The organism is Mycobacterium sp. NGS15 (genome assembly GCF_059813245.1).
Map to the genome: position 1 here is coordinate 340,245 of NZ_JCALEF010000004.1, position 19,596 is coordinate 359,840.

23 protein-coding genes are annotated in these 19,596 nt (G+C 64.3%); 9 read left to right on the forward strand and 14 right to left on the reverse strand.

Translation table 11 applies throughout. From position 1 onward, the window contains the following. Nucleotides 1-76 precede the first annotated feature (76 nt). Nucleotides 77-628, forward strand: coding sequence for a cutinase family protein (locus tag AC5Y5C_RS12715; protein WP_499973189.1), 552 nt, complete (start codon nucleotides 77-79; stop codon nucleotides 626-628). A 58-nt stretch (nucleotides 629-686) separates the two neighbouring features. Continuing rightward, the gene (locus tag AC5Y5C_RS12720) at nucleotides 687-1,406 is read left to right on the forward strand and encodes a cutinase family protein (protein WP_499972567.1); all 720 of its coding nucleotides are present in this window, start codon (nucleotides 687-689) and stop codon (nucleotides 1,404-1,406) included. On the opposite strand, the gene truA is transcribed toward AC5Y5C_RS12720, so the two are convergent. From truA to AC5Y5C_RS12765, 9 genes are all read right to left on the reverse strand, one after another. Then, nucleotides 1,403-2,287 carry a tRNA pseudouridine(38-40) synthase TruA gene (truA, locus tag AC5Y5C_RS12725; protein WP_499972568.1) on the reverse strand — a complete coding sequence of 295 codons (885 nt, stop codon included), beginning with the start codon at nucleotides 2,285-2,287 and terminating at the stop codon, nucleotides 1,403-1,405. The two genes, AC5Y5C_RS12720 and truA, sit on opposite strands and share 4 nt — an antisense overlap. 3 nt (nucleotides 2,288-2,290) lie before the next feature. Continuing rightward, nucleotides 2,291-2,833: a 50S ribosomal protein L17 gene (gene rplQ / locus AC5Y5C_RS12730; protein ID WP_499972569.1), complete on the reverse strand. Its 543-nt coding sequence runs from the start codon at nucleotides 2,831-2,833 to the stop codon at nucleotides 2,291-2,293. A 59-nt stretch (nucleotides 2,834-2,892) separates the two neighbouring features. Next, entirely contained in the window at nucleotides 2,893-3,945 is a 1,053-nt protein-coding gene (locus AC5Y5C_RS12735; RefSeq protein WP_134081730.1) for a DNA-directed RNA polymerase subunit alpha, read from the reverse strand. A gap of 75 nt (nucleotides 3,946-4,020) precedes the next feature. Then, a complete protein-coding gene (gene rpsD / locus AC5Y5C_RS12740; RefSeq protein WP_499972571.1) occupies nucleotides 4,021-4,626 on the reverse strand; it encodes a 30S ribosomal protein S4 in 606 nt (201 codons plus the stop codon). Between the two features lie 16 nt (nucleotides 4,627-4,642). Beyond that, complete coding sequence (gene rpsK, locus AC5Y5C_RS12745) at nucleotides 4,643-5,059, reverse strand: 30S ribosomal protein S11 (protein WP_078308581.1); 417 nt, start codon at nucleotides 5,057-5,059, stop codon at nucleotides 4,643-4,645. A 4-nt stretch (nucleotides 5,060-5,063) separates the two neighbouring features. After that, complete coding sequence (gene rpsM / locus AC5Y5C_RS12750) at nucleotides 5,064-5,438, reverse strand: 30S ribosomal protein S13 (RefSeq protein ID WP_030096736.1); 375 nt, start codon at nucleotides 5,436-5,438, stop codon at nucleotides 5,064-5,066. Between the two features lie 169 nt (nucleotides 5,439-5,607). Then, nucleotides 5,608-5,721 carry a 50S ribosomal protein L36 gene (rpmJ, locus tag AC5Y5C_RS12755; RefSeq protein WP_003886927.1) on the reverse strand — a complete coding sequence of 38 codons (114 nt, stop codon included), beginning with the start codon at nucleotides 5,719-5,721 and terminating at the stop codon, nucleotides 5,608-5,610. A gap of 28 nt (nucleotides 5,722-5,749) precedes the next feature. Next, nucleotides 5,750-5,971: a translation initiation factor IF-1 gene (gene infA / locus AC5Y5C_RS12760; RefSeq protein ID WP_003418601.1), complete on the reverse strand. Its 222-nt coding sequence runs from the start codon at nucleotides 5,969-5,971 to the stop codon at nucleotides 5,750-5,752. 205 nt (nucleotides 5,972-6,176) lie between these two features. After that, on the reverse strand, nucleotides 6,177-7,460 hold the full coding sequence (locus tag AC5Y5C_RS12765; protein WP_499972575.1) for an FAD-dependent oxidoreductase: 1,284 nt from the start codon (nucleotides 7,458-7,460) through the stop codon (nucleotides 6,177-6,179). A gap of 151 nt (nucleotides 7,461-7,611) precedes the next feature. Here AC5Y5C_RS12765 and AC5Y5C_RS12770 point away from each other — a divergent pair, with 151 nt between their 5' ends. The 6 genes from AC5Y5C_RS12770 to AC5Y5C_RS12795 all read left to right on the forward strand — a co-directional run bounded on the left by AC5Y5C_RS12770 (nucleotide 7,612) and on the right by AC5Y5C_RS12795 (nucleotide 13,113). Next, nucleotides 7,612-8,124, forward strand: coding sequence for an NfeD family protein (locus tag AC5Y5C_RS12770; protein WP_499972577.1), 513 nt, complete (start codon nucleotides 7,612-7,614; stop codon nucleotides 8,122-8,124). Nucleotides 8,125-8,191: 67 nt separating this feature from the next. Beyond that, on the forward strand, nucleotides 8,192-9,703 hold the full coding sequence (locus AC5Y5C_RS12775) for a flotillin family protein (RefSeq protein ID WP_499972578.1): 1,512 nt from the start codon (nucleotides 8,192-8,194) through the stop codon (nucleotides 9,701-9,703). 29 nt (nucleotides 9,704-9,732) lie between these two features. Further along, the gene (locus AC5Y5C_RS12780; RefSeq protein ID WP_499972580.1) at nucleotides 9,733-10,557 is read left to right on the forward strand and encodes an LLM class F420-dependent oxidoreductase; all 825 of its coding nucleotides are present in this window, start codon (nucleotides 9,733-9,735) and stop codon (nucleotides 10,555-10,557) included. 20 nt (nucleotides 10,558-10,577) lie between these two features. Beyond that, a complete protein-coding gene (gene rfbB / locus AC5Y5C_RS12785; RefSeq protein WP_499972582.1) occupies nucleotides 10,578-11,573 on the forward strand; it encodes a dTDP-glucose 4,6-dehydratase in 996 nt (331 codons plus the stop codon). Nucleotide 11,574: 1 nt separating this feature from the next. Next, nucleotides 11,575-12,192, forward strand: a complete 618-nt coding sequence (locus tag AC5Y5C_RS12790) for a dTDP-4-dehydrorhamnose 3,5-epimerase family protein (protein WP_499973191.1) — start codon at nucleotides 11,575-11,577, stop codon at nucleotides 12,190-12,192. Nucleotides 12,193-12,237: 45 nt separating this feature from the next. Next, nucleotides 12,238-13,113 carry a DUF4190 domain-containing protein gene (locus AC5Y5C_RS12795; protein WP_499972584.1) on the forward strand — a complete coding sequence of 292 codons (876 nt, stop codon included), beginning with the start codon at nucleotides 12,238-12,240 and terminating at the stop codon, nucleotides 13,111-13,113. A gap of 9 nt (nucleotides 13,114-13,122) precedes the next feature. On the opposite strand, the gene map is transcribed toward AC5Y5C_RS12795, so the two are convergent. The 4 genes from map to AC5Y5C_RS12815 form a co-directional block, all read right to left on the reverse strand. Continuing rightward, nucleotides 13,123-13,917 (reverse strand): type I methionyl aminopeptidase, encoded by a 795-nt coding sequence (map, locus tag AC5Y5C_RS12800; protein WP_499972585.1) that lies wholly within the window; start codon nucleotides 13,915-13,917, stop codon nucleotides 13,123-13,125. A 5-nt stretch (nucleotides 13,918-13,922) separates the two neighbouring features. Continuing rightward, complete coding sequence (locus AC5Y5C_RS12805; protein WP_499972586.1) at nucleotides 13,923-14,468, reverse strand: adenylate kinase; 546 nt, start codon at nucleotides 14,466-14,468, stop codon at nucleotides 13,923-13,925. Then, on the reverse strand, nucleotides 14,465-15,793 hold the full coding sequence (secY, locus tag AC5Y5C_RS12810) for a preprotein translocase subunit SecY (protein ID WP_499972588.1): 1,329 nt from the start codon (nucleotides 15,791-15,793) through the stop codon (nucleotides 14,465-14,467). Before secY ends, AC5Y5C_RS12805 begins: the two co-directional genes overlap by 4 nt. 129 nt (nucleotides 15,794-15,922) lie before the next feature. Continuing rightward, nucleotides 15,923-17,200, reverse strand: coding sequence for an HAD family hydrolase (locus AC5Y5C_RS12815; RefSeq protein WP_499972589.1), 1,278 nt, complete (start codon nucleotides 17,198-17,200; stop codon nucleotides 15,923-15,925). Nucleotides 17,201-17,528: 328 nt separating this feature from the next. Here AC5Y5C_RS12815 and AC5Y5C_RS12820 point away from each other — a divergent pair, with 328 nt between their 5' ends. Further along, complete coding sequence (locus AC5Y5C_RS12820) at nucleotides 17,529-18,446, forward strand: class I SAM-dependent methyltransferase (protein WP_499972591.1); 918 nt, start codon at nucleotides 17,529-17,531, stop codon at nucleotides 18,444-18,446. Here the strand turns inward: AC5Y5C_RS12820 and AC5Y5C_RS12825 are convergent. Further along, nucleotides 18,443-19,582 (reverse strand): AI-2E family transporter, encoded by a 1,140-nt coding sequence (locus tag AC5Y5C_RS12825; protein ID WP_499972593.1) that lies wholly within the window; start codon nucleotides 19,580-19,582, stop codon nucleotides 18,443-18,445. The two genes, AC5Y5C_RS12820 and AC5Y5C_RS12825, sit on opposite strands and share 4 nt — an antisense overlap. Between the last annotated feature and the right edge of the window lie 14 nt (nucleotides 19,583-19,596).

The window sequence follows — 19,596 nt, forward strand, 5'->3', positions numbered from 1 at the left end:
TGTGACGACGCACAGTGCTGTTTCACCTGCAATCTCGCACGTCCGGCGGCCCGGATATCTCCTCGCCGCCCTGCTCATGTTCATCAGTCTGGTGACCATCTCGCAGCCAGCGCCCGCGAGCGCCGACCCTTGCGCCGCAGTGGACGTCTCGTTCGCCCGCGGCCGTGACGAGCCGCCCGGCCTGGGCCGTGTGGGGCAGGCGTTCGTCGATGCCCTGGGCCCCAAGGTCGGCAGCATGAATGTCTACCCCGTCAACTACAGCGCTGGACTGCTTTCCACCGGGGAAGGCGCCGATGACCTGCGCGGCCACCTCAGTGACATCGCGGGATCGTGCCCCAACACCAAGCTGGTGATCGGCGGCTACTCGATGGGGGCGACCGTCGTGGATGACATCGCCAACAACCCGCCGCCGGACGTCGCCGGCCGGATCAGGGGAATCGCAACATTCGGGAACATCGACCGCCGCGGCGGCGGAATGACCGGCCCCCTTGCCGGACGGTGGATCGACCAGTGCAACCCCGGCGATCCCGTCTGCCAGGAAGGCGGCCGTTCGTGGACCGCGCATCAGACCTACGAGCAGACCAATCTGCCCGCGCAGGCTGCATCGTTCGTGGCGGGCAAGCTGTAGAGCCGGGCACACTCCGGGAAACGGCACGCGGGAACTTGGTGACCCGTAGCATCATGGTGTGACCACGCATCAGCGGGGCACGAGGGTCGGCGTTGTCCTGAGTTATCTTGTCGCCCTGACGGTGTTCGCGCTGTCAGCGGTGAATGTCGTCGGACTTGTCTATGCGGCACCTCATGCATCGGCAGATCCGTGTTCGGATGTCGACGTCTCGTTTGCGCGGGGACGTAAGGAGCCCGTCGGTTTGGGCCGGGTTGGCGACGAGTTCGTCGATTCCCTGACCCCGCGCATCCAGGCCACCGGAGCCAGCCTGAACGTCTACCCCGTCAATTACGACGCGGGAATCTTCTCGGCCGGGGGCGGAGCCAACGACCTCAGTAATCACCTGCAATCGGTGGCGGCCAACTGTCCGCGTACCAAGTTCGTCATCGGCGGGTACTCGATGGGCGCCGAGGTTATCGACACCATCATCGGCGTTCCGAATGTAGGGATCGGCTTCAACCGCCCCCTGTCTCCGGCGGTGGGCGACCGCATCGTCGCGATCGCCACCTTCGGCAACGCCACCCACCGAACCGGTGGCCCGTTGAGCGGTATCGCCGGCGTATTCGGTGCGCGTGCCATCGATCTCTGCAATCAGGGAGATCCGATCTGCATGGCCGGGCCCAACAACAGCTGGGATGCCCACACTTCCTACGAACGCACCGGGCTACCCGCCGAGGCCGCGGCGTTCGTCGCCTCCAAACTCAACCGGCACGGTGAAGCCGAGGCCACCGAGAGTTAGTCCTGCCGGACTCGAATGTCGCGGGTGATCAACACACGTGCCGCCATCTCGTCGTCCGGCGGATAGTCGACGCCGACCAGTGTCAGTCCACGTGCCGGCGCAGCCGCGAAATCGCTTGAACGCCTTTCCTTTTTCAGCAAGTCGGCACACCACTGCACCGGCCGCCTACCCTCCCCCACTACCAGCACCGCGCCCACCAACGAACGCACCATCGACCAGCAGAACGCGTCGGCACTCACGTGCGCGGCTAGATGATGCCCGTCGACCGTCCAGTCAAACCGCTGCAATTCGCGGATCGTTGTGGCACCTTCACGGTGACGGCAGAAGGCCGCAAAATCATTCAGTCCCACAAGTTTCTGCGATGCTTCGGCCATCGCGCCGATGTCCAGCGGGCGATGCCATCCGACGACGTCATGCCGCGCAAGTGGCAACACTCCGAACGGCGCCGTCGACATCCGGTACTCGTAGTGCCGTCGCAGGGCGGAGAACCGCGCATCGAAATGTGCCGGGGCGCGGCAGATGTCGAGCACGCGCACGTCTTTGGGGAGGAAACGCGATAGCCGCCGGATCAGCCTGCCGAATTCGGGCGCATCCGCGGAGCGGGATCTACCGAGAATCTCCGGGAGCCTAGCGTGTGGGATGTCCAGATGCGCCACCTGGCCTGTCGCATGCACACCGGCATCCGTGCGCCCGGCGGCGTACAGCGACACGGGCTCGCCCACGATGGTCGTGAACGCCTCACTCAGTACCCCGGCGACCGTGCGCTGACTGACTTGAGTTGCCCAGCCCGCGAAATCAGTTCCGTCGTAGGCGATATCGAGCCGCAAACGAACCAGCCCGCCACCGTCTCCGGTGGCGGGCTGGTTCTCAGAGGTGACCAAAGGTCACTCCTTCTTGTCTGCGTCCTCGGCCTCGGCCGTGTCCGTTGCGGCGTCCGCCACACCTTCGTCCTCGGCGGCCGCGTCATCGGCGGTGTCGGTCTCGACCTCGACAGCTTCCTCCGCAGGAGTCTCCTCAGCCTTCTTGGTCGAAGCGACCCGGCGAGCCCGGTCGGCCTCGGAGGTGACCGTCTTCTCCTTCACCAGCTCGATGATCGCCATGGGCGCGTTATCGCCCTTGCGGTTCTCGACCTTGATGATGCGGGTGTAGCCGCCGTTGCGATCGGCGTAAAACGGACCGATCTCCTCGAAGAGGGCGTGGATGACATCCTTGTCACGAATCTTCTTGAGCACCTCGCGCCGGTTGTGCAGGTCACCCTTCTTGGCGTGGGTGATCAGCTTCTCGGCATACGGCCGCAGCACGCGGGCCTTGGTCTCGGTGGTCTTGATCCGGCCGTGCTCGAACAGCGCGGTGGCCAGGTTGGCCAGAAGCGCCTTCTGGTGCGAAGACGATCCACCGAGCCGGTGACCCTTAGTGGGCTTTGGCATTGCAACTATCTCCTATTCGGGGCCGGCCCCCGTATCAGGTAGGACCGGGACGGATTGTGTTAGAGCTGTTCGGTTTCGGCGAAGTCCTGATCGCCGTCGAAATCGTACGAACCGGTGTCCGACCACGTGCCGGTGGCCACGTCGTATCCGGCGACCTCGGACGGATCGAAGCTGGTCGGGCTGTCCTTGAGCGACAGGCCGAGCTGATGCAGCTTGATCTTCACCTCGTCGATGGACTTCTGACCGAAGTTGCGGATGTCCAGCAGATCCGACTCGGTGCGGGCAACCAACTCGCCGACGGTGTGCACACCCTCGCGCTTGAGGCAGTTGTACGACCGGACGGTCAGGTCCAGGTCCTCGATGGGCAGCGCGAACGAGGCGATGTGGTCTGCCTCGGCCGGCGACGGCCCGATCTCGATGCCCTCGGCCTCGACGTTGAGCTCGCGCGCCAGCCCGAACAGCTCAACCAGCGTCTTGCCGGCCGAGGCCAGCGCGTCACGCGGGGTGATCGAGTTCTTGGTCTCCACGTCCAGCACCAGCTTGTCGAAGTCGGTGCGCTGCTCGACGCGGGTGGCGTCGACGTTGTAGGTGACCTTGAGCACCGGCGAGTAGATGGAATCGACGGGGATACGACCGATCTCGGCACCCGAGGCCTTGTTCTGCACGGCCGGGACGTAACCGCGACCGCGCTCGACGACGAGCTCGATCTCCAGCTTGCCCTTGTCGTTCAGGGTCGCGATGTGCATATCGGGGTTGTGCACGGTCACTCCGGCGGGCGGCACGATGTCACCGGCGGTGACGGCGCCCGGTCCCTGCTTGCGCAGGTACATGGTGACGGGCTCATCCTCTTCCGAAGACACCACGAGGCTCTTGAGGTTCAGGATGATGTCGGTGACGTCTTCCTTCACCCCGGGAACGGTCGTGAACTCGTGCAGCACACCGTCGATCCGGATGCTGGTGACAGCCGCGCCCGGAATGGACGACAGCAGGGTGCGCCGCAGCGAGTTGCCCAGGGTGTAGCCGAATCCCGGCTCCAGGGGCTCGATGACGAAACGCGACCGGTTCTCGGCCAGCGCCTCCTCGGACAGGGTGGGTCGCTGAGAAATCAGCATTCTTTTTCTATCTCCTTCTCGGCACCCGCTATTTGATGCCGGTCAGTGGGCCTGTAGCAGGATCGCTACAGGCAATTACTTCGAGTAGAACTCGACGATCAGCTGCTCGGTAAGCGGCACATCGATCTGTGCACGCTCGGGGAGCTGGTGAACCAGGATGCGCTGACGCTCGCCAACAACCTGCAGCCAGCCCGGGATGGGCCGGTCGCCTGCGGTCTCACGTGCGACCTCGAACGGCAAGGTGTTCAGCGACTTTTCCTTGACGTCGATGATGTCGTACTGCGACACCCGGTAGCTGGGCACATCGACCTTCACGTTGTTGACCGTGAAGTGCCCATGGCTGACCAGCTGACGAGCCATCCGGCGGGTGCGGGCCAGGCCGGCCCGGTACACGACGTTGTCGAGACGGGTCTCCAGGATCTGCAGCAACTGCTCACCGGTCTTGCCGGCGTGCCGGTTGGCCTCGGCGTAGTAGCGACGGAACTGCTTCTCCATGACGCCGTAGGTGAAGCGAGCCTTCTGCTTCTCCTGCAGCTGCGTGCGGTATTCGCTCTCCTTGACCCGCGCGCGGCCGTGCTGGCCGGGGGGGTAAGGACGCTTCTCGTACGCGCTGGAGCCACCGACGAGGTCGACGCCCAGACGACGGGACTTGCGAGTGACGGGTCCGGTATAACGAGCCATTTAGTTCAAACCTCCCTTAGACCCGGCGCCGCTTGGGCGGACGGCAACCGTTGTGCGGCTGTGGAGTGACATCGGAAATCGCGCCCACTTCGAGGCCTGCGGCCTGCAGCGAACGGATGGCGGTCTCACGGCCGGAGCCGGGACCCTTGACGAACACGTCGACCTTCTTGACGCCGTGTTCCTGAGCCTTGCGAGCCGCGTTCTCGGCAGCCAGCTGCGCGGCGAACGGGGTCGACTTGCGCGAGCCCTTGAAGCCGACGTGACCGGACGATGCCCAGGCGATCACGTTGCCCTGGGGGTCGGTGATCGACACGATCGTGTTGTTGAACGTGCTCTTGATATGAGCGGCGCCGAGCGGGATGTTCTTCTTTTCCCGGCGACGGGTCTTCTGCGCCTTCTTGGGGCCCGCAGCGCCCTTCTTTGCTGGTGGCATGGTTTTACCTGGCCTTCTTCTTGCCGGCGATGGTGCGCTTCGGCCCCTTGCGGGTACGCGCATTGGTCTTGGTCCGCTGACCGCGCACCGGCAGGCCACGACGGTGGCGCAGGCCCTGGTAGCAGCCGATCTCAATCTTGCGGCGGATGTCGGCCTGGACCTCGCGGCGCAGGTCACCCTCCACCTTGAGAGACGCTTCGATGTATTCACGCAGCTGAGTCACCTGATCATCGGTCAGGTCCTTGCTGCGCTGCTCGGGGCTGATGCCCGTGGCGGCCAGGATCTCCTTGGAGCGGGTCCGGCCAATGCCATAGATATAGGTGAGCGCGATTTCCATACGCTTATCGCGCGGTAGGTCGACGCCTACGAGACGTGCCATGCGGCAGTTCCTCTTTCATTCAACGAAGGTCTGTTCCCAGTCCGTCCCCTCTAGGTTGGGGCCCCGGCCTTCGTTCCGGGGGTGTCTGTCCGGCGTACCCGGTCAGTGGTTCTGGGAGGTCATCATTCAGTTGTGTAGCTAGTCAGCCAGGTCCTTACGGAAATCCTGACTAGCCCTGCCGCTGCTTGTGGCGTGGGTCCTGGCAGATCACCATGACCCGCCCGTGCCGGCGAATAACGCGGCACTTGTCGCAGATCGGCTTGACGCTCGGGTTCACCTTCACGTTCTTCGATCCTGTCTTGCGGTTGTAGTTACTTGTACCGGTAAACGATCCGACCGCGGGACAGGTCGTAGGGAGACAACTCCACCACCACTCTGTCCTCGGGCAGGATGCGGATGTAGTGCTGCCGCATCTTGCCGCTGATGTGGGCGAGCACCTTGTGACCGTTCTCCAGCTCAATGCGAAACATCGCATTGGGCAGGGGCTCGACCACCCGTCCCTCGACCTCGATGGCTCCGTCTTTCTTAGCCATATCCTCCGCGATTCTGATTGCCTGCTCCGGCTGTCGCCGGCATGACACGGCAAACTTTACCGACCCTCGAACGTGAGCCGGTAACAGGAAAGTCCAGGACTGGGCACGCAGATAGTCGGCACGTAAGCCGCACCGTTGGTCAAGGATACCCGCGTAGCGCCCCCAAACCAAACCGGCGAAGAGGGCCGCCACTCCCCCGGGCGCCTCAGGACCAGGTGACTCCCGACCTGCTGATATGCGGAATCGCCGTGGGTCGCACCAGACCCGCCGTCAGCCAGGCACCCGCGATCCAGATATGCGGCGCGGATTTGGCGGCCATCGTGCGTCTGGCCCGCATCGATACGTCCGAACCGTCGAGAACTCGCTGCGCCCGCACGGACAGCATCCGGTTACGCACTCCCGACCGCCGCCGCTCACGAGCACTGCGGTTGATCGCCAACCAGGCGGCGGCGAGATCACTCGACTCGCCCAGCGCCTCCGCGATGGCCTCGGCGGCCGCGGAGGCGTCGGCCACGCCCGAGTTGAGGCTGCGTCCACCCAGCGGCGCGAACTGATGCGCGGCCTCGCCCGCGAGCAGCACCCGGCGATTGACATCGGTGTAGCTCGCAGCTACTCCCTGAACGGTCTGATGCACCTCGACCGACCTGATGTGGTCGGCATACCAGGCGTCACCGGTAAGCACCGTTACCCAGGAGTGCACCTGGTCGGTCGTCGGTGTCGCCTCGTCGTCGGGCAGGAACTGGATATCAAGACGCAGACCGTCCGGGTAGGGCAAGCGGATGGCGTGGCGCCCGCCGAGATCGGGGTGGTGGTACTGGATCTGTACGGGCAGATCGACAGTGACACCGTCCGGGTGCGGTTCGACGTCGATCACCACAGCAGGCGGCGACGGTGGGCGTTCCGACACACCGATGCCCAGCGCCTGGCGAATGGCCGACTTGGAGCCGTCGGCGGCGATGACGTAGCTCGCGCGCAGCCGGTCACCGCTGGAGAGGGTGAGCCGCGCGCCGGTGTGGTCGGTGCTGATGTCGGTGACGGCGATCCCGGAGTGATACTCCACGCCGAGATTCAGCGCCTCGGCAAGTGTCTCGTCCTCGATACTGCGCTGCGACAAGCTCATTCCCCATGCCGCGGGGTTCCATGGACCAGGAATTCGCGACGGGGCGTACGAGGACATGACGAAGACCGGACGGCCCTGGTAGAAGGTTTGGACGCCATGGACGGCAAGCGCCGATTTGCGCAGCCGCGCGCCCAGTTCGGGTGCCACCCGGTCGTATCGCCGCAATGTCGAGTGCCCGACAAACGTCGCGCAGTTCCGGTGCCGCTGGCGTTCCTTCGAACCGGCGGCCTCCAGCACCACCACGCGAATTCCCCGACGCGCCAGCAGTGTGGCAGCGAGCAACCCGACAGGACCGCCGCCGACGATGACCACGGCGTCGTCGGTAATGTCCCGACGCGCATCCGCGGATACTGCCGCTAGGTGAGGCACCTCATGACGGTACCGCGCAGGACCAATCGGGCGCGTGCTGAACCCGGCCAGCCAACCAGGCAGACCGTAGCCAGCACGATCGATTCATGGTACCTATGTCGGTAGTGGCGAACATCGCCAGCAGCAACGGGGACAACGGGGAGGGGGTCCAGTGGACGGTCTGACGATCGGGTATCTAGCGGCCTTCGCGGTCGGCGGAATAGCGGTGCTCTCGGCGCTGCTGCTCACCGATATCGGCCACGGCGACGGGATGCCATTTCTTAGCCTGACCTCGATTTCTGCCGCGCTGACCGGAGCCGGCGCCGGCGGATTCGTCGGCTCCGCCCTGGGCTTCGCAGCGCTGCCGACAGCAGTCATCGCGGGTGTGTGCGCTGTTGCGCTGGTGTCGATCCTGCAACTTTTTCTGACGTATCTGCGACGCCAGCAGGCGAACTCACACGCGGGTCGTGCGTCCTATGTCGGCAGGCTCGGCACGGTGACCCTGGAGGTGCCCCCGGAAGGCGGCTGGGGCGAGATCGCATTCACCGACGCGGACGGTAACCGGGTGCGTTCGCGGGCGATCACCGATGAGCCCGAGGGGCTGGCCAAGAACACCGCGGTCTACATCGCTGACGTGGATTCCGAATACCTGCACGTAGTCAGCATTCCCGAGGCAACTCTCTGATGCACTTCCCGTTCACACCGCTAGTTCACCCACTTTCACACCAACTTCACACCAATAAGGACCCCGCATGAGCTCGCTTCTCATCATCGTCATCATCGCCATCGCGGCCCTGGTGCTCTTCGTGGCACTGCCACTGGTCTACGTGCGCAACTACGTCAAAGTGCCGCCGAACGAGGTCGCCGTGTTCACCGGGCGCGGTCAGCCGAAGGTGGTGCGCGGCGGCGCCCGTTTCAAGATGCCCGGCATCGAGCGGGTGGACATCATGTCGCTCGAACCGTTCAACGTAAACATCAACCTGCAGAACGCGTTGTCCAACAATGGCGTTCCGGTCAATGTCGAGGCCGTAGGACTGGTCCGCATCGGCTCGAACGACGAGGCCGTGCAGACCGCCGTCCAACGCTTCCTGACCGCGGATCTGAGCGAATTGCAGCGGCAGATCAATGAGATCCTGGCGGGCAGCCTGCGCGGCATCACCGCAACGATGACCGTCGAGGACCTGAACTCGAACCGTGATTCGCTGGCGCGCAGCGTGGTGGAGGAAGCGGGCGGCGACCTCGCCCGCATCGGTATGGAGGTCGACGTTCTCAAGATCGCGGGCATCTCTGACCGCAACGGATATCTGGAGTCGCTGGGGCAGCGTCGTATCGCCGAGGTCCGGCGCGATGCAACGGTCGGCACGGCCCAGGCCGAGCGGGACGCGCAGATTCAGTCGGCGCAGGCCCGGCAGGCCGGCTCCATCGCACAGGCCGAGGCCGATACCGCGATCGCCTCCGCCAACCAGAAGCGCGACGTGGAGCTGGCACGGCTGCGCGCACAGACCGAAGCCGAGAACGCCCAGGCAGATCAGGCGGGCCCGTTGGCGCAGGCACGGGCCGAGAAGGACGTGGGAATCGCCCGCGAGCAGGCGGAGGCCGCGCGCGTGCAAGCCCGCACCGAGGTGGAGTTGCGGCGCACCGAGCAGGCTCAGGCCGCGTTGCAGGCCGATGTCATCGCCCCGGCCGAAGCACGCCGTCAGGCCGATATCGCGATCGCGGAGGGCAGTCGACAGTCCACGATCCTGAAGGCGCAGGCCGATGCCGAGGCGGAACGGCAGAAGGGCTCCGCGGAAGCTGACGCCCGCAAGGCCGCCGCCGACGCATTCCGCGTAGAGCAGCAGGCTGCGGCCGACGGCGCCAAGGCGAAATTGATCGCCGAGGCGGACGGCATCAAGGCCAAGCTGCTGGCCGAGGCCGACGGCAAGAAGGAAGTCGCCGCGGCACTCAACGCCTACACGCCGGAGGCCGCCCGACTGCTCACACTGCCGGACATCCTGGCGTCGGTGGTACAGGCAACCGAAGCCGCATCAAAACCGATCGGGGAGATCGAAAGGCTGTCCATCATCGGCGGCTCCGGCGATACCCGGGACGCGTTGGGCACGCTTTTAGGGGTAAGCCCGCAGGCAGTAGCGAAAGTGGTTGAAAGCCTTAAGATTTCAGGCATCGACGTGGCCGAGCTCCTGAACCGCGCGCCGCAGGCCAAGGAATCCTCGTCCCCCGCCCCCGCCCCTGCGGTGTATCCGGAAGGATCTGCGGAGGAATAGCGACACCTCCTGCGAAGTTGGGACGCGACATGGGCGAAACGAACCTCAGCCGGTATGGAATATGGAAGGGCGGCCCGGTCACACCGGAGCAGGCCAAGGCCATCGAGGATCTCGGCTACGGCTCGGTGTGGATCGGCGGCGTATTCACCTCGGATCTCGCATATGTAGAGCCGCTGCTCGAGGCGACAGAGAACCTCACGGTTGCGAGCGGCATCGTCAACATCTGGACCTCCCCCGTCGACGAGATCGCCGCTGCGTTCCATCGCATCGAGGCGAGTTATCCCGGGCGATTCCTGCTCGGGGTGGGTGCCGGCCATCCCGAGGCATCGGCCGAATACCGCAAGCCGTACGACGCCCTTGTCGAATACTTGGACGGGTTGGATGCCGCGGGCGTCCCCAAGGAACGTCGGGCGCTGGCCGCGTTGGGGCCCAAGGTGTTGAAGCTGTCCGCGGACCGCACCGCCGGCGCGCACCCGTATTTGACGACACCTGAACACACCCGAGAGGCTCGAGCGATCATCGGTCCAGACGCCCTGCTCGTTCCCGAGCACAAGGTGGTGCTCAGCACCGACCCGGAGAGTGCACGTGAGATCGGCCGGCGCACCGTGGACTTTTATCTCCAGTTGAGCAACTACGTAAACAACTGGAAGAGACTCGGTTTCAGTGACGAGGACGTCACATCTCCGGGAAGTGACGCATTCATCGATGCCGTGGTGGCGCACGGAACCGCCGAGGAAATCGCGGTGCGTTTGCACGAACACCTTGACGCCGGTGCGGACCAGGTGCTCATCCAAGTCCTGGGCGACAAGGGGCTGGTCGACACGTTGACCTCATTGGCGGACGCGCTTCGGTAATCCCCTACTAGGGTGAGTGCATGCGAATCTTGGTGACCGGCGGCGCCGGTTTCATCGGAGCCAACTTCGTACACGCGACCGTCCACGAGCGCCCCGACGTCTCGGTGACGGTCCTTGACGCGCTGACCTACGCCGGCACCCGCGAATCGTTGGCCCCGGTCGCGGCGTCGGTCGAGCTGGTACAGGCCGATATCTGCGATGCCGAGACGGTGGACCGGCTGGTCGCCAGCACTGATGTGGTGGTCCATTTCGCCGCGGAAACGCACAACGACAACTCCCTGGCCGACCCGTCACCGTTCTTGCGCAGCAACATCATTGGTACCTACACGCTGCTGGAGGCGGTGCGCCGCCACGGCGTCCGGCTGCACCACATTTCCACCGACGAGGTATTCGGCGATCTCGAACTCGATGACCCGAATCGGTTCACCGAGAGCACCCCGTACAACCCGTCGAGCCCGTACTCGGCGACCAAGGCCTCAGCGGATCTGCTGGTACGCGCGTGGATGCGATCGTTCGGAATCCGTGCGACGATCTCCAACTGCTCCAACAACTACGGGCCCTATCAGCATGTGGAGAAGTTCATTCCGCGTCAGATCACCAATATCCTCACGGACCGCCGGCCACGCCTCTACGGAGCCGGCGCCAATGTCCGGGACTGGATTCACGTCGACGACCACAACAGCGCGGTATGGCGCATCATCGAGGCAGGCACCATCGGACGTACGTATCTCATTGGGGCAGATGGAGAACGAGACAACCTGTCGGTGCTGCGCACCATTCTCGAACTGATGGGTAAATCGCCCGACGACTTCGACCATGTCACCGATCGCGCCGGCCATGACCTGCGCTATGCCATCGATCCGACACCGCTGCGCGATGAATTGGGTTGGAAGCCAACACATGGCGATTTCACCGGCGGCCTGGCGGCCACTATCGACTGGTATCGGGACAACGAGGATTGGTGGCGCCCCATCAAGGATGCGGTGGAATCACAGTATGCAAGCAGGGGGCAGTGACGTGCAGATCCGAGAACTGTCTGTGCCCGGCGCCTTCGAGATCACCCCGGTGCAGCATCACGACAGCCGGGGCGTCTTCCTCGAACTGTTCAAGGGCTCAGCGCTTGCCGAGGCCATTGGCCACCCGTTCGACCTGCAGCAGGCCAATTGCTCGGTATCGGCGGCCGGGTCACTGCGCGGGATACACTTCGCCGATGTGCCACCCGGACAAGCCAAGTACGTCACCTGCCTGACCGGATCGGTGTACGACGTCGTGGTCGACATCCGCGTGGGGTCGGCAACGTTCGGCGCTTGGGACGCAGTACTTCTCGATCCTCAAGACCGCCGTGCCGTGTACGTGCCCGAGGGGGTTGGCCACGGTTTCCTGGCACTCGAGGATGCCTCGACGGTGGTCTACCTGTGCTCTGCTGGATACGCCCCGGGACGCGAACATGGCATCGATCCGCTGGATTCCACCGTCGGGATCCACTGGCCGACCAGGCGGTCCGACGGCACCGAGTTGCCACTGGTTGTTTCCGAAAAAGATGGTGCTGCACCATCATTGCTCGATGCCAGGGACTCCGGCCTGCTCCCCGTCGCTAGCGAAGTTCAAGCTTTTCTGGAAGGCCTCTCCGGCTGATCAGCGAATCTACCCACACCACCACGTGTTTGCTAAGGTCCCTACATGACGCAACCGCCTTCCGGGCCGCCGCCCTCGGATCCCGGGCCGCCGGAGTTTCCGCCGTACCCGGCGCCGACGGGCCCCGGATACCCACCGGTCGGGCCGCCGCCGACAGGCGGATATCCACCCGTTCCGCCGGCCGGACCCGCGGGTGCCGAGCCGTACCCGGCGTATCCCCAGGCTGGCCCCGCGGGATACCCGCCCCCACCTCCGGGATACCCAGCTGCGCCCTACGGCTATCCCGCAGCCGGCGCCTATCCGCCCGTCGAAAGCGCACGGAGCACCAACGGATTCGCCATTACGGCACTGATCTTCGGCATCGTTCCCTGCCTGGGCGGAATCCTGGGCATCATCTTCGGCTTCCTGGGCCTGAACCAGATCAAACGAACCGGTCAGAACGGCCGCGGAATGGCCATCGCGGGCATAGTGCTCGGCTCCCTGTGGGTCGTCGCGTCGATTGTCGTCATCGCGGTGGGCGTCAGTAACCAACCAAAACGCGACGAATCCGGCCACCTCACGCAGTCCGGCGATATGGACGTCACCAAGTTGCGCGTCGGTGACTGCGTTGCCGATATCGGCGACAAGGACTACTACACGACCACCAAGGCCATCCCGTGTGCACAGCCGCATAAGGCAGAGGTCTACGCACTGCTACCGCTGTACGGAGCCTCGGTGCCCACACAGTCCGAGCTGGACGAAAAGGGCAATGAGGGCTGCAGCACCGCGCTGGAAAGCTACTCCCCCAGAGCATTCGAGGATGACGGGGTCGAGATTACCTACCTCTACCCCACCAAACGTTCGTGGGCGAAAGGTGATCATGCGATCGCCTGCGTGGCCGTCTTCGCCACCGATCGCACCCAATCGATCAGGGGCAAATAGGCGTTTAGCCTACGGGCGCAGCGTCAGAATGCGGGGGCCGTCCTCGGTGACGGCCACCGTATGCTCCCAATGCGCGGCTCGGGATCCGTCGGTAGTCACAACGGTCCAATCATCGGCAAGCACCCGGGTCTGAGTGGTACCCAGCGTAAGCATCGGTTCGATGGCAAGCACCGACCCCACCCCGAGAAGCGGCCCCTTGCCGGGTGCTCCCTCGTTGGGCAGGAACGGGTCCAGATGCATCGAGCGCCCGATGCCATGGCCGCCATAGCCGTCCACAATTCCGAAGGTCCGGTCGAACTGCTTCTCCGCCGCCCGGGTGCCCAGCTCGATGGCGTGGGACACATCGGTGAGCCGGTTCCCCGGGATCATCGCCGCGATACCCGCCTCCATGGACAGCCGAGTGGCTTCCGACAGCGCGTCATCAACAGGAATGACGGTGCCCACCGCAAATGTCCACGCGGAGTCTCCGTGCCAACCGTCCAGGATCGCACCGCAGTCAATGGAAACCAGGTCCCCCTCGGCCAAAATAGCTGTCGCCGAAGGTATTCCGTGGACCACTTGATCATTGACCGAGGAGCAGATGGAGCCCGGGAAACCGTGGTAGCCCAGGAACGACGGCACCGCGCCGGCATCCCGGATCACGGCCTCGGCGACCTGGTCCAATTCCAGCGTCGAGACACCGGCCTTCGCGGCGTCACGCACGGCGACCAGAGCGGCGCCCACGATGGAGCCGGCGGCAGCCATGGCATCGAGCTCCCCGGTGGTGCGCTGCTCCACCGTCTTCTTGCGGCCGAACAGCCCCACGCCTACTACCGGCCCAGAGCCTGCGATGTCCGCGCAAACACTTCGTCCACCGTGCCCACGGCATCGATGGTCTGCAGCACGCTCTGGTAGTACTCCAGCAGCGGCGCGGTCTCGGCGCGGTACACGTTGAGCCGATTACGAATGATGTCCTCGGTGTCGTCGGCGCGCCCACGGCCCAGCAGTCGCTGCACGAGCTCTTCTACCGGCACCCGGAACTCCAGCACGGCGTCGATCTTGACTCCGCGCGCCTCTTCCATCGAGGCCAGCGCATCCGCCTGGTCCACGGTGCGCGGGAATCCGTCGAGAATGAAACCGTCCGCGGCGTCGGCCTCGTCGAGGCGCGCCTCCACCATCTTGTTGGTCACCTCGCTGGGCACCAGATCGCCGGCGTCCAGGTACTGCTTGGCCTGGATTCCCAGCTCGGTGCCCTCACTGATGTTCGACCGGAACAGGTCGCCCGTGGAGATCTGCGGAATGCCGAACTTCTCCGAAATCAGTTGCGCCTGCGTACCTTTGCCTGCCCCTGGCGGGCCGAGTAACACCACTCTCACTTCAGGAACCCTTCGTAGTTACGCTGCATCAACTGGCTTTCGATCTGCTTCACAGTATCGAGGCCGACGCCGATCATGATCAGCACCGCAGTTCCGCCGAATGGCAGGTTCTGCATACCGCCGGAGTTCCCGATCTGCAGGAACAGGTTCGGCAAGATCGCAATGACACCCAGGTAAATCGAGCCTGGCCACGTGATGCGGTTGAGCACGTAACGCAGGTAGTCGGCGGTGGCGCGTCCGGGACGGATACCGGGAATGAAGCCACCGAACTTGTTCATCTCGTCGGCGCGCTCGTCGGGGTTGAAGGTGATCGACACGTAGAAGAACGTGAAGAACACGATGAGCGTGAAGTAGATCGTGACGTACCAGTAGTTGCTGGGGTCGGTCAGGTACGTGCTGACAAATCGATCCCACCAGCCGGTCTTGTCCTTGCCGCCGCTGCGCACGAGCTGCGTAACGAGACCCGGGATGTACAACAGCGATGAGGCGAAAATGACCGGGATAACACCGGCCTGGTTGACCTTCAGCGGCAAGTAGGTGGAGGTGCCGCCATACATGCGCCGGCCCACCATGCGCTTGGCGTACTGGACGGGTATGCGGCGCTGGCCCTGTTCGACGAACACGACACCGATCACGATGAGCAGCGCCGCCACACATACCGCGGCGAAGGTGACACCGCCACGGCTGTCGAGGATGGTCTTGCCCTCTGCGGGAATCCGCGCCGCGATACCGGCGAAGATCAGCAGCGACATGCCGTTGCCGACTCCGCGTTCGGTGACCATTTCACCGAGCCACATCACCAAGGTGGATCCGGCGGTCATGACCAGAACCATCACGCTCAGCGAGAAGATCGACTGGTCCGAGACAATCTCGTCCTTGCGGTCACAGCCCTGCAGCAGATTTCCGCTGGCGCCGAGCGCAACGATCGAGGTGGACTGCAGCAGTGCCAGCGCGACCGACAGGTAGCGGGTGTACTGCGTCATCTTGGCCTGGCCCGACTGGCCTTCCTTGCGCAGCTGCTCGAACCGGGGAATAACCACCGTGAGCAGCTGAACGATGATGCTGGCGGTGATGTACGGCATGACGCCGACCGCGAAAACTGACAGCTGTAGCAGCGCGCCACCCGAGAACAGGTTGATCAGCGAGTAGAGCTGCGCCGAATCGCCACTGCTGACCTGCTCCACGCAGTACTTCACGTTGGCGTAGTTCACCCCGGGAGACGGCAGCGTCGCACCAAGCCGATAAATGAAGACGATCCCGATCGTGAAGAGGATCTTCCGCCTCAGGTCAGCTGTCCTGAGAGCAGAGACAAAAGCGGAAAGCACACATCCTCCTGCGCATCCTGCAGCTCGCCATGTGATCTGCTAGATGAATCAGCTGGTGATCCCAGCGTTGGGTAACCGTTTCGGCGGCCGTCAGGGCACGCCCGGGCCGGATACGAGACTAACAGTTCGCTACATACCCGTGGAGAAGACGGTGTCCTTCTGGTCGGGGATGACGGTGCCATCGGAGCGCAGCAGCGGCCCCGTGCTGCCGTCCGGGTCGGTCCGGCCGTCGGTTGCGCACAGGTACGGGTCAAGATGCTGCGGATAGGGATCGATGAACATCGGGGTGATCAACCATTTGCCGTCGGCGTTGTCATAGGCCCGGCACATGAGCTCCGTCTTGTTCCGATTGATGACGAGGTGCGCGGCGGTGGCGTCGTCGACAAAGGTGACGTCGGTGGTCGAGTCCCCGGCCGCGAGAATCTGCCGTTTGTCGATGTCATAGGGCTCGAACGCGGCGGGTCCCTGCACGCCGAAGACCACCTGGTTGGCCCAGCAGCGTTTACCGTCGACGTAGGTGATGACGGTGTCGGCACCGTCGGGCTGTCCGCCGCAACCCTTGACGTGCGCAGTCTGCCTTCCGTTGGCGTCGTAGACGCTGCGCACCCCGATTACCTGGTTTGTCGGGATTCCGATTTCCGGTGACCACACCTTGGCCACCGCCTCCGAGGATGCCGAGATCACCCAGGTGCTGACACCGTGGGCCTGCAGGGTGGCAATGAGGTCCTTGATCTGTGGGTAGACCCGCACATATCCCGGCAGAGTGGTGGTGCCGATGGTCTGGGTGGCTCCGATCGGTGCGTCCAGGTTCTCGCGCTTGGCCGCCTGTGCGAATTGAGTGACCTCGTCGGCGGTGTAGCCGGCGGTCAGCGCGACCGTCCACACGTAGGCGCCGTTGCTCCAGCGCTGGTTGTATCCGGCGAACGCTTCTTGTTCCCCGGAATCTGCACCGCGGGTCTTGCCTTCTCTCACCGCCAGGATCTCGTCTGCGCATGCCGCGTTGGTCGAGGTGGCCAGCGGCTGCCCGGCGGGGGTTGCGGTGCCACACGCCTCACGCAGCGCGGTGGCCGCCACCTCGGTGATGTGTCGGCTGGTGGCGTGCCAGTCGCCGGGCTGGCGGATCTTGTTGTGCCGCAGCATCCACGCCAGGGTCGCATCGGAGATGTCGTTCTTGACCTCGGTGTTGTCCCAGTCGAAAAGCGCGACCGCCTTGGTCGAGCGCTTCCAGGTGCCGGTGCATGTGCTGTGGGCGTCGATCGCGGTCTGCAGCCGCTCCCTGACATCGCCGTACCAGGGCAACGCGGCGTCCAGCTGGCGGCATCCGGGTGCCGCCTGCGTAACGGGGGCGCTCACGGTCCAGGCCGCGACGGACAAAACGACAGCAGCAATCCACGTCAGCGCCTTCACCGGCCGAAATTACCACCGCGCGTCCGTGATTCGGGGACGGTCACCGAGCGTTCATCGGCATTTCCTGTTTGTTGAGCCCGGATATACGCTGTCCGCAGCCAAATGTGTTCTCGCCGTTGCGCGATATCGGTGGGCTGCGGCGCGGACAAATATCGGCTCTCGCCTGTCTCGCGATGGTGGCCCCGCGGGGGTAGTTCAGGAATATCAAACAGCTTGATCCGTATCGCGCGCCACTGAATCTATGCAGGCCACAGGCCCGGGGGTGCGCAATCGCGGACCGCGGCGCACTATGGTCGGGGCACCCCGACAACCTCTACAAGGAGCCTCGATGACGCGGACCGATGACGACAGCTGGGATTTGGCCTCAAGCGTCGGAGCGACGGCGACGATGGTGGCCGCACAGCGTGCGTTGGCCAGCCATGTTCCCAATGCCTTGATCAACGATCCCTACGCAGAGCCGCTGGTGCGTGCTGTCGGCATCGAGTACTTCACCAAACTGGCCTCGGGTGATTTCGACGCCGAACAGATGGCCGGTCTGGTGCAGCTGGGCATGACTGCCGACGGCATGGCCAACGGGATGGCAAGCCGCACCTGGTACTACGACACCGCGTTCGAGGCCGCCACTGCTGCGGGAGTGCGCCAGGTCGTCATCCTCGCGTCGGGGCTGGACACCCGGGCCTACCGCCTGAATTGGCCGGCCGGCACCACCGTGTACGAGCTCGACCAGCCGGATGTGATCGCGTTCAAGACCGACACCCTGGCCGGGCTGGGGGCCTCGCCGAGTGCCGACCGGCGGACCGTCGCGATCGACTTGCGCGATGACTGGCCAACCGCCTTGAAAGCCGCGGGTTTCGACCCAGGACAACCGACGGTGTGGTCCGCCGAGGGGCTACTGATCTATCTGCCCCCGGAAGCACAGGATCGGTTGTTTGCGTCGGTCACCGAGCTCAGCGCACCGGGCAGCCGCCTCGTATGTGAGCAGGTGCCCGGCCTGGAGACCGCCGACTTTTCCAAAGTACGCGAACTCACCCGTCAATTCGCCGGAGAGACACTGGATTTGGACATGGAGTCGCTCGTCTACGCCGAAGAGCGCCAAATGGCCGCGGACTGGCTGGCCGAACACGGCTGGTCGGTGGTCACCGAAGAGAACGACGCACTCTACGCCAGGCTAAACCTGGAGCCAGCGAACCCGTTGCTGCGCACGATATTCCCCAACATCGTGTACGTCGACGCGACGCTGGGCTAGCTCACCACGCGCGAACGTGCCCATTTCCACCAGGTCCGCCTCGGCGCCTCGGGCTCGTCGGTATCGGAGTCCTCAAACGGAACCCCTTTATAAACAGCGAGATACACGTCGATCGTGGTCACGATGACGATCATCAACACCGGGCCCAGCACGATTCCCCAGAACCCAAACGCCGCAATCCCCGAGAAGACCGCCAGGAGCATCAACGCGGGGTCCAGGCGTGCGCCGCGCGGTACGAGGAAGGGGCGCAGCACATTGTCGATATTGGACACCACCAGGAGGTGCCACGCGATGACGAACAGTCCACCGACGGGGTGGCCGAACAGGATCATGCCGATACCGAACGGAATCGTCACGATGCCGCCCCCGAGCGGGATGATCGACAACGCGGTCAGCAGTATGGCGAAGAAGAGGAAACCCTGCCGGAAGCCTGCGACGTAGATCGACGCGGCGCCCGCGACACCCTGCGCCATGGCAATCACGAACTGTCCCTTGACCGTACCGCGCACCATTGCGCCGATCTTGTCGAGATACAGGTCCGTAATCTCTTCCCCCAGCGGGTTGAGCTGCCGCACCAGGGTGAGCACCTTGTCCTGTTTGACCAGTAGTGAGACGAACACGTACAGGAAGATGATGCACGCCGCGACGGCCGCGGCAACGCTGCCCACGGCGCTCTGCAACACCTGCAGCAGCTCTTGTCCCACATTCTCAGCCAACGAAGCGATGGACTGCCGCAAGGTCTCCGGGGTCAACTGGACATGCACGAACGGGATCCGCGCCAAGACGTCGTTGACCACAGCGAACGCCTTCTGCCCGAGCGTGGTCATATCGGTCTCTCCCACCCAGTTCGAGACACTGTCGACCATGCGGGTGATCTGAACCGTCGCAACGTAAACCAGTGCACCGACCGGAACCACCACCGATCCCAGCGCGCACAGCAACGTCAGCGTGGCAGCCACGCCCGATCCGAATCGCCGGCCCAGGCGCCGATACAGCGGCGTGAACAGGTACGCGGCGACCGCCGCGACGACGATCAGGATGAAATAGCCGCGCAGAAAATAGATGCCGACGGCGATGCCCACGCCGGTAAGGATGGCGAGCACACGTTTCTGAAATACAGTCAGTTCGGTGTTCACGCCACGCCCTTTCG

What these genes read in the sequence shown, in the direction of transcription:
- AC5Y5C_RS12715 (WP_499973189.1), top strand. Translation starts at nt 77, where the DNA reads ATGTTCATCAGTCTGGTGACCATCTCGCAGCCAGCGCCCGCGAGCGCC.
- AC5Y5C_RS12820 (WP_499972591.1), top strand. Translation starts at nt 17,529, where the DNA reads ATGACGCGGACCGATGACGACAGCTGGGATTTGGCCTCAAGCGTCGGA.
- rpsD (WP_499972571.1), bottom strand. Translation starts at nt 4,626, where the DNA reads ATGGCTCGTTATACCGGACCCGTCACTCGCAAGTCCCGTCGTCTGGGC.
- AC5Y5C_RS12775 (WP_499972578.1), top strand. Translation starts at nt 8,192, where the DNA reads ATGAGCTCGCTTCTCATCATCGTCATCATCGCCATCGCGGCCCTGGTG.
- rpsK (WP_078308581.1), bottom strand. Translation starts at nt 5,059, where the DNA reads ATGCCACCAGCAAAGAAGGGCGCTGCGGGCCCCAAGAAGGCGCAGAAG.
- AC5Y5C_RS12795 (WP_499972584.1), top strand. Translation starts at nt 12,238, where the DNA reads ATGACGCAACCGCCTTCCGGGCCGCCGCCCTCGGATCCCGGGCCGCCG.
- AC5Y5C_RS12735 (WP_134081730.1), bottom strand. Translation starts at nt 3,945, where the DNA reads ATGCTGATTTCTCAGCGACCCACCCTGTCCGAGGAGGCGCTGGCCGAG.
- rplQ (WP_499972569.1), bottom strand. Translation starts at nt 2,833, where the DNA reads ATGCCAAAGCCCACTAAGGGTCACCGGCTCGGTGGATCGTCTTCGCAC.
- AC5Y5C_RS12780 (WP_499972580.1), top strand. Translation starts at nt 9,733, where the DNA reads ATGGGCGAAACGAACCTCAGCCGGTATGGAATATGGAAGGGCGGCCCG.
- infA (WP_003418601.1), bottom strand. Translation starts at nt 5,971, where the DNA reads ATGGCTAAGAAAGACGGAGCCATCGAGGTCGAGGGACGGGTGGTCGAG.
- rpsM (WP_030096736.1), bottom strand. Translation starts at nt 5,438, where the DNA reads ATGGCACGTCTCGTAGGCGTCGACCTACCGCGCGATAAGCGTATGGAA.
- rfbB (WP_499972582.1), top strand. Translation starts at nt 10,578, where the DNA reads ATGCGAATCTTGGTGACCGGCGGCGCCGGTTTCATCGGAGCCAACTTC.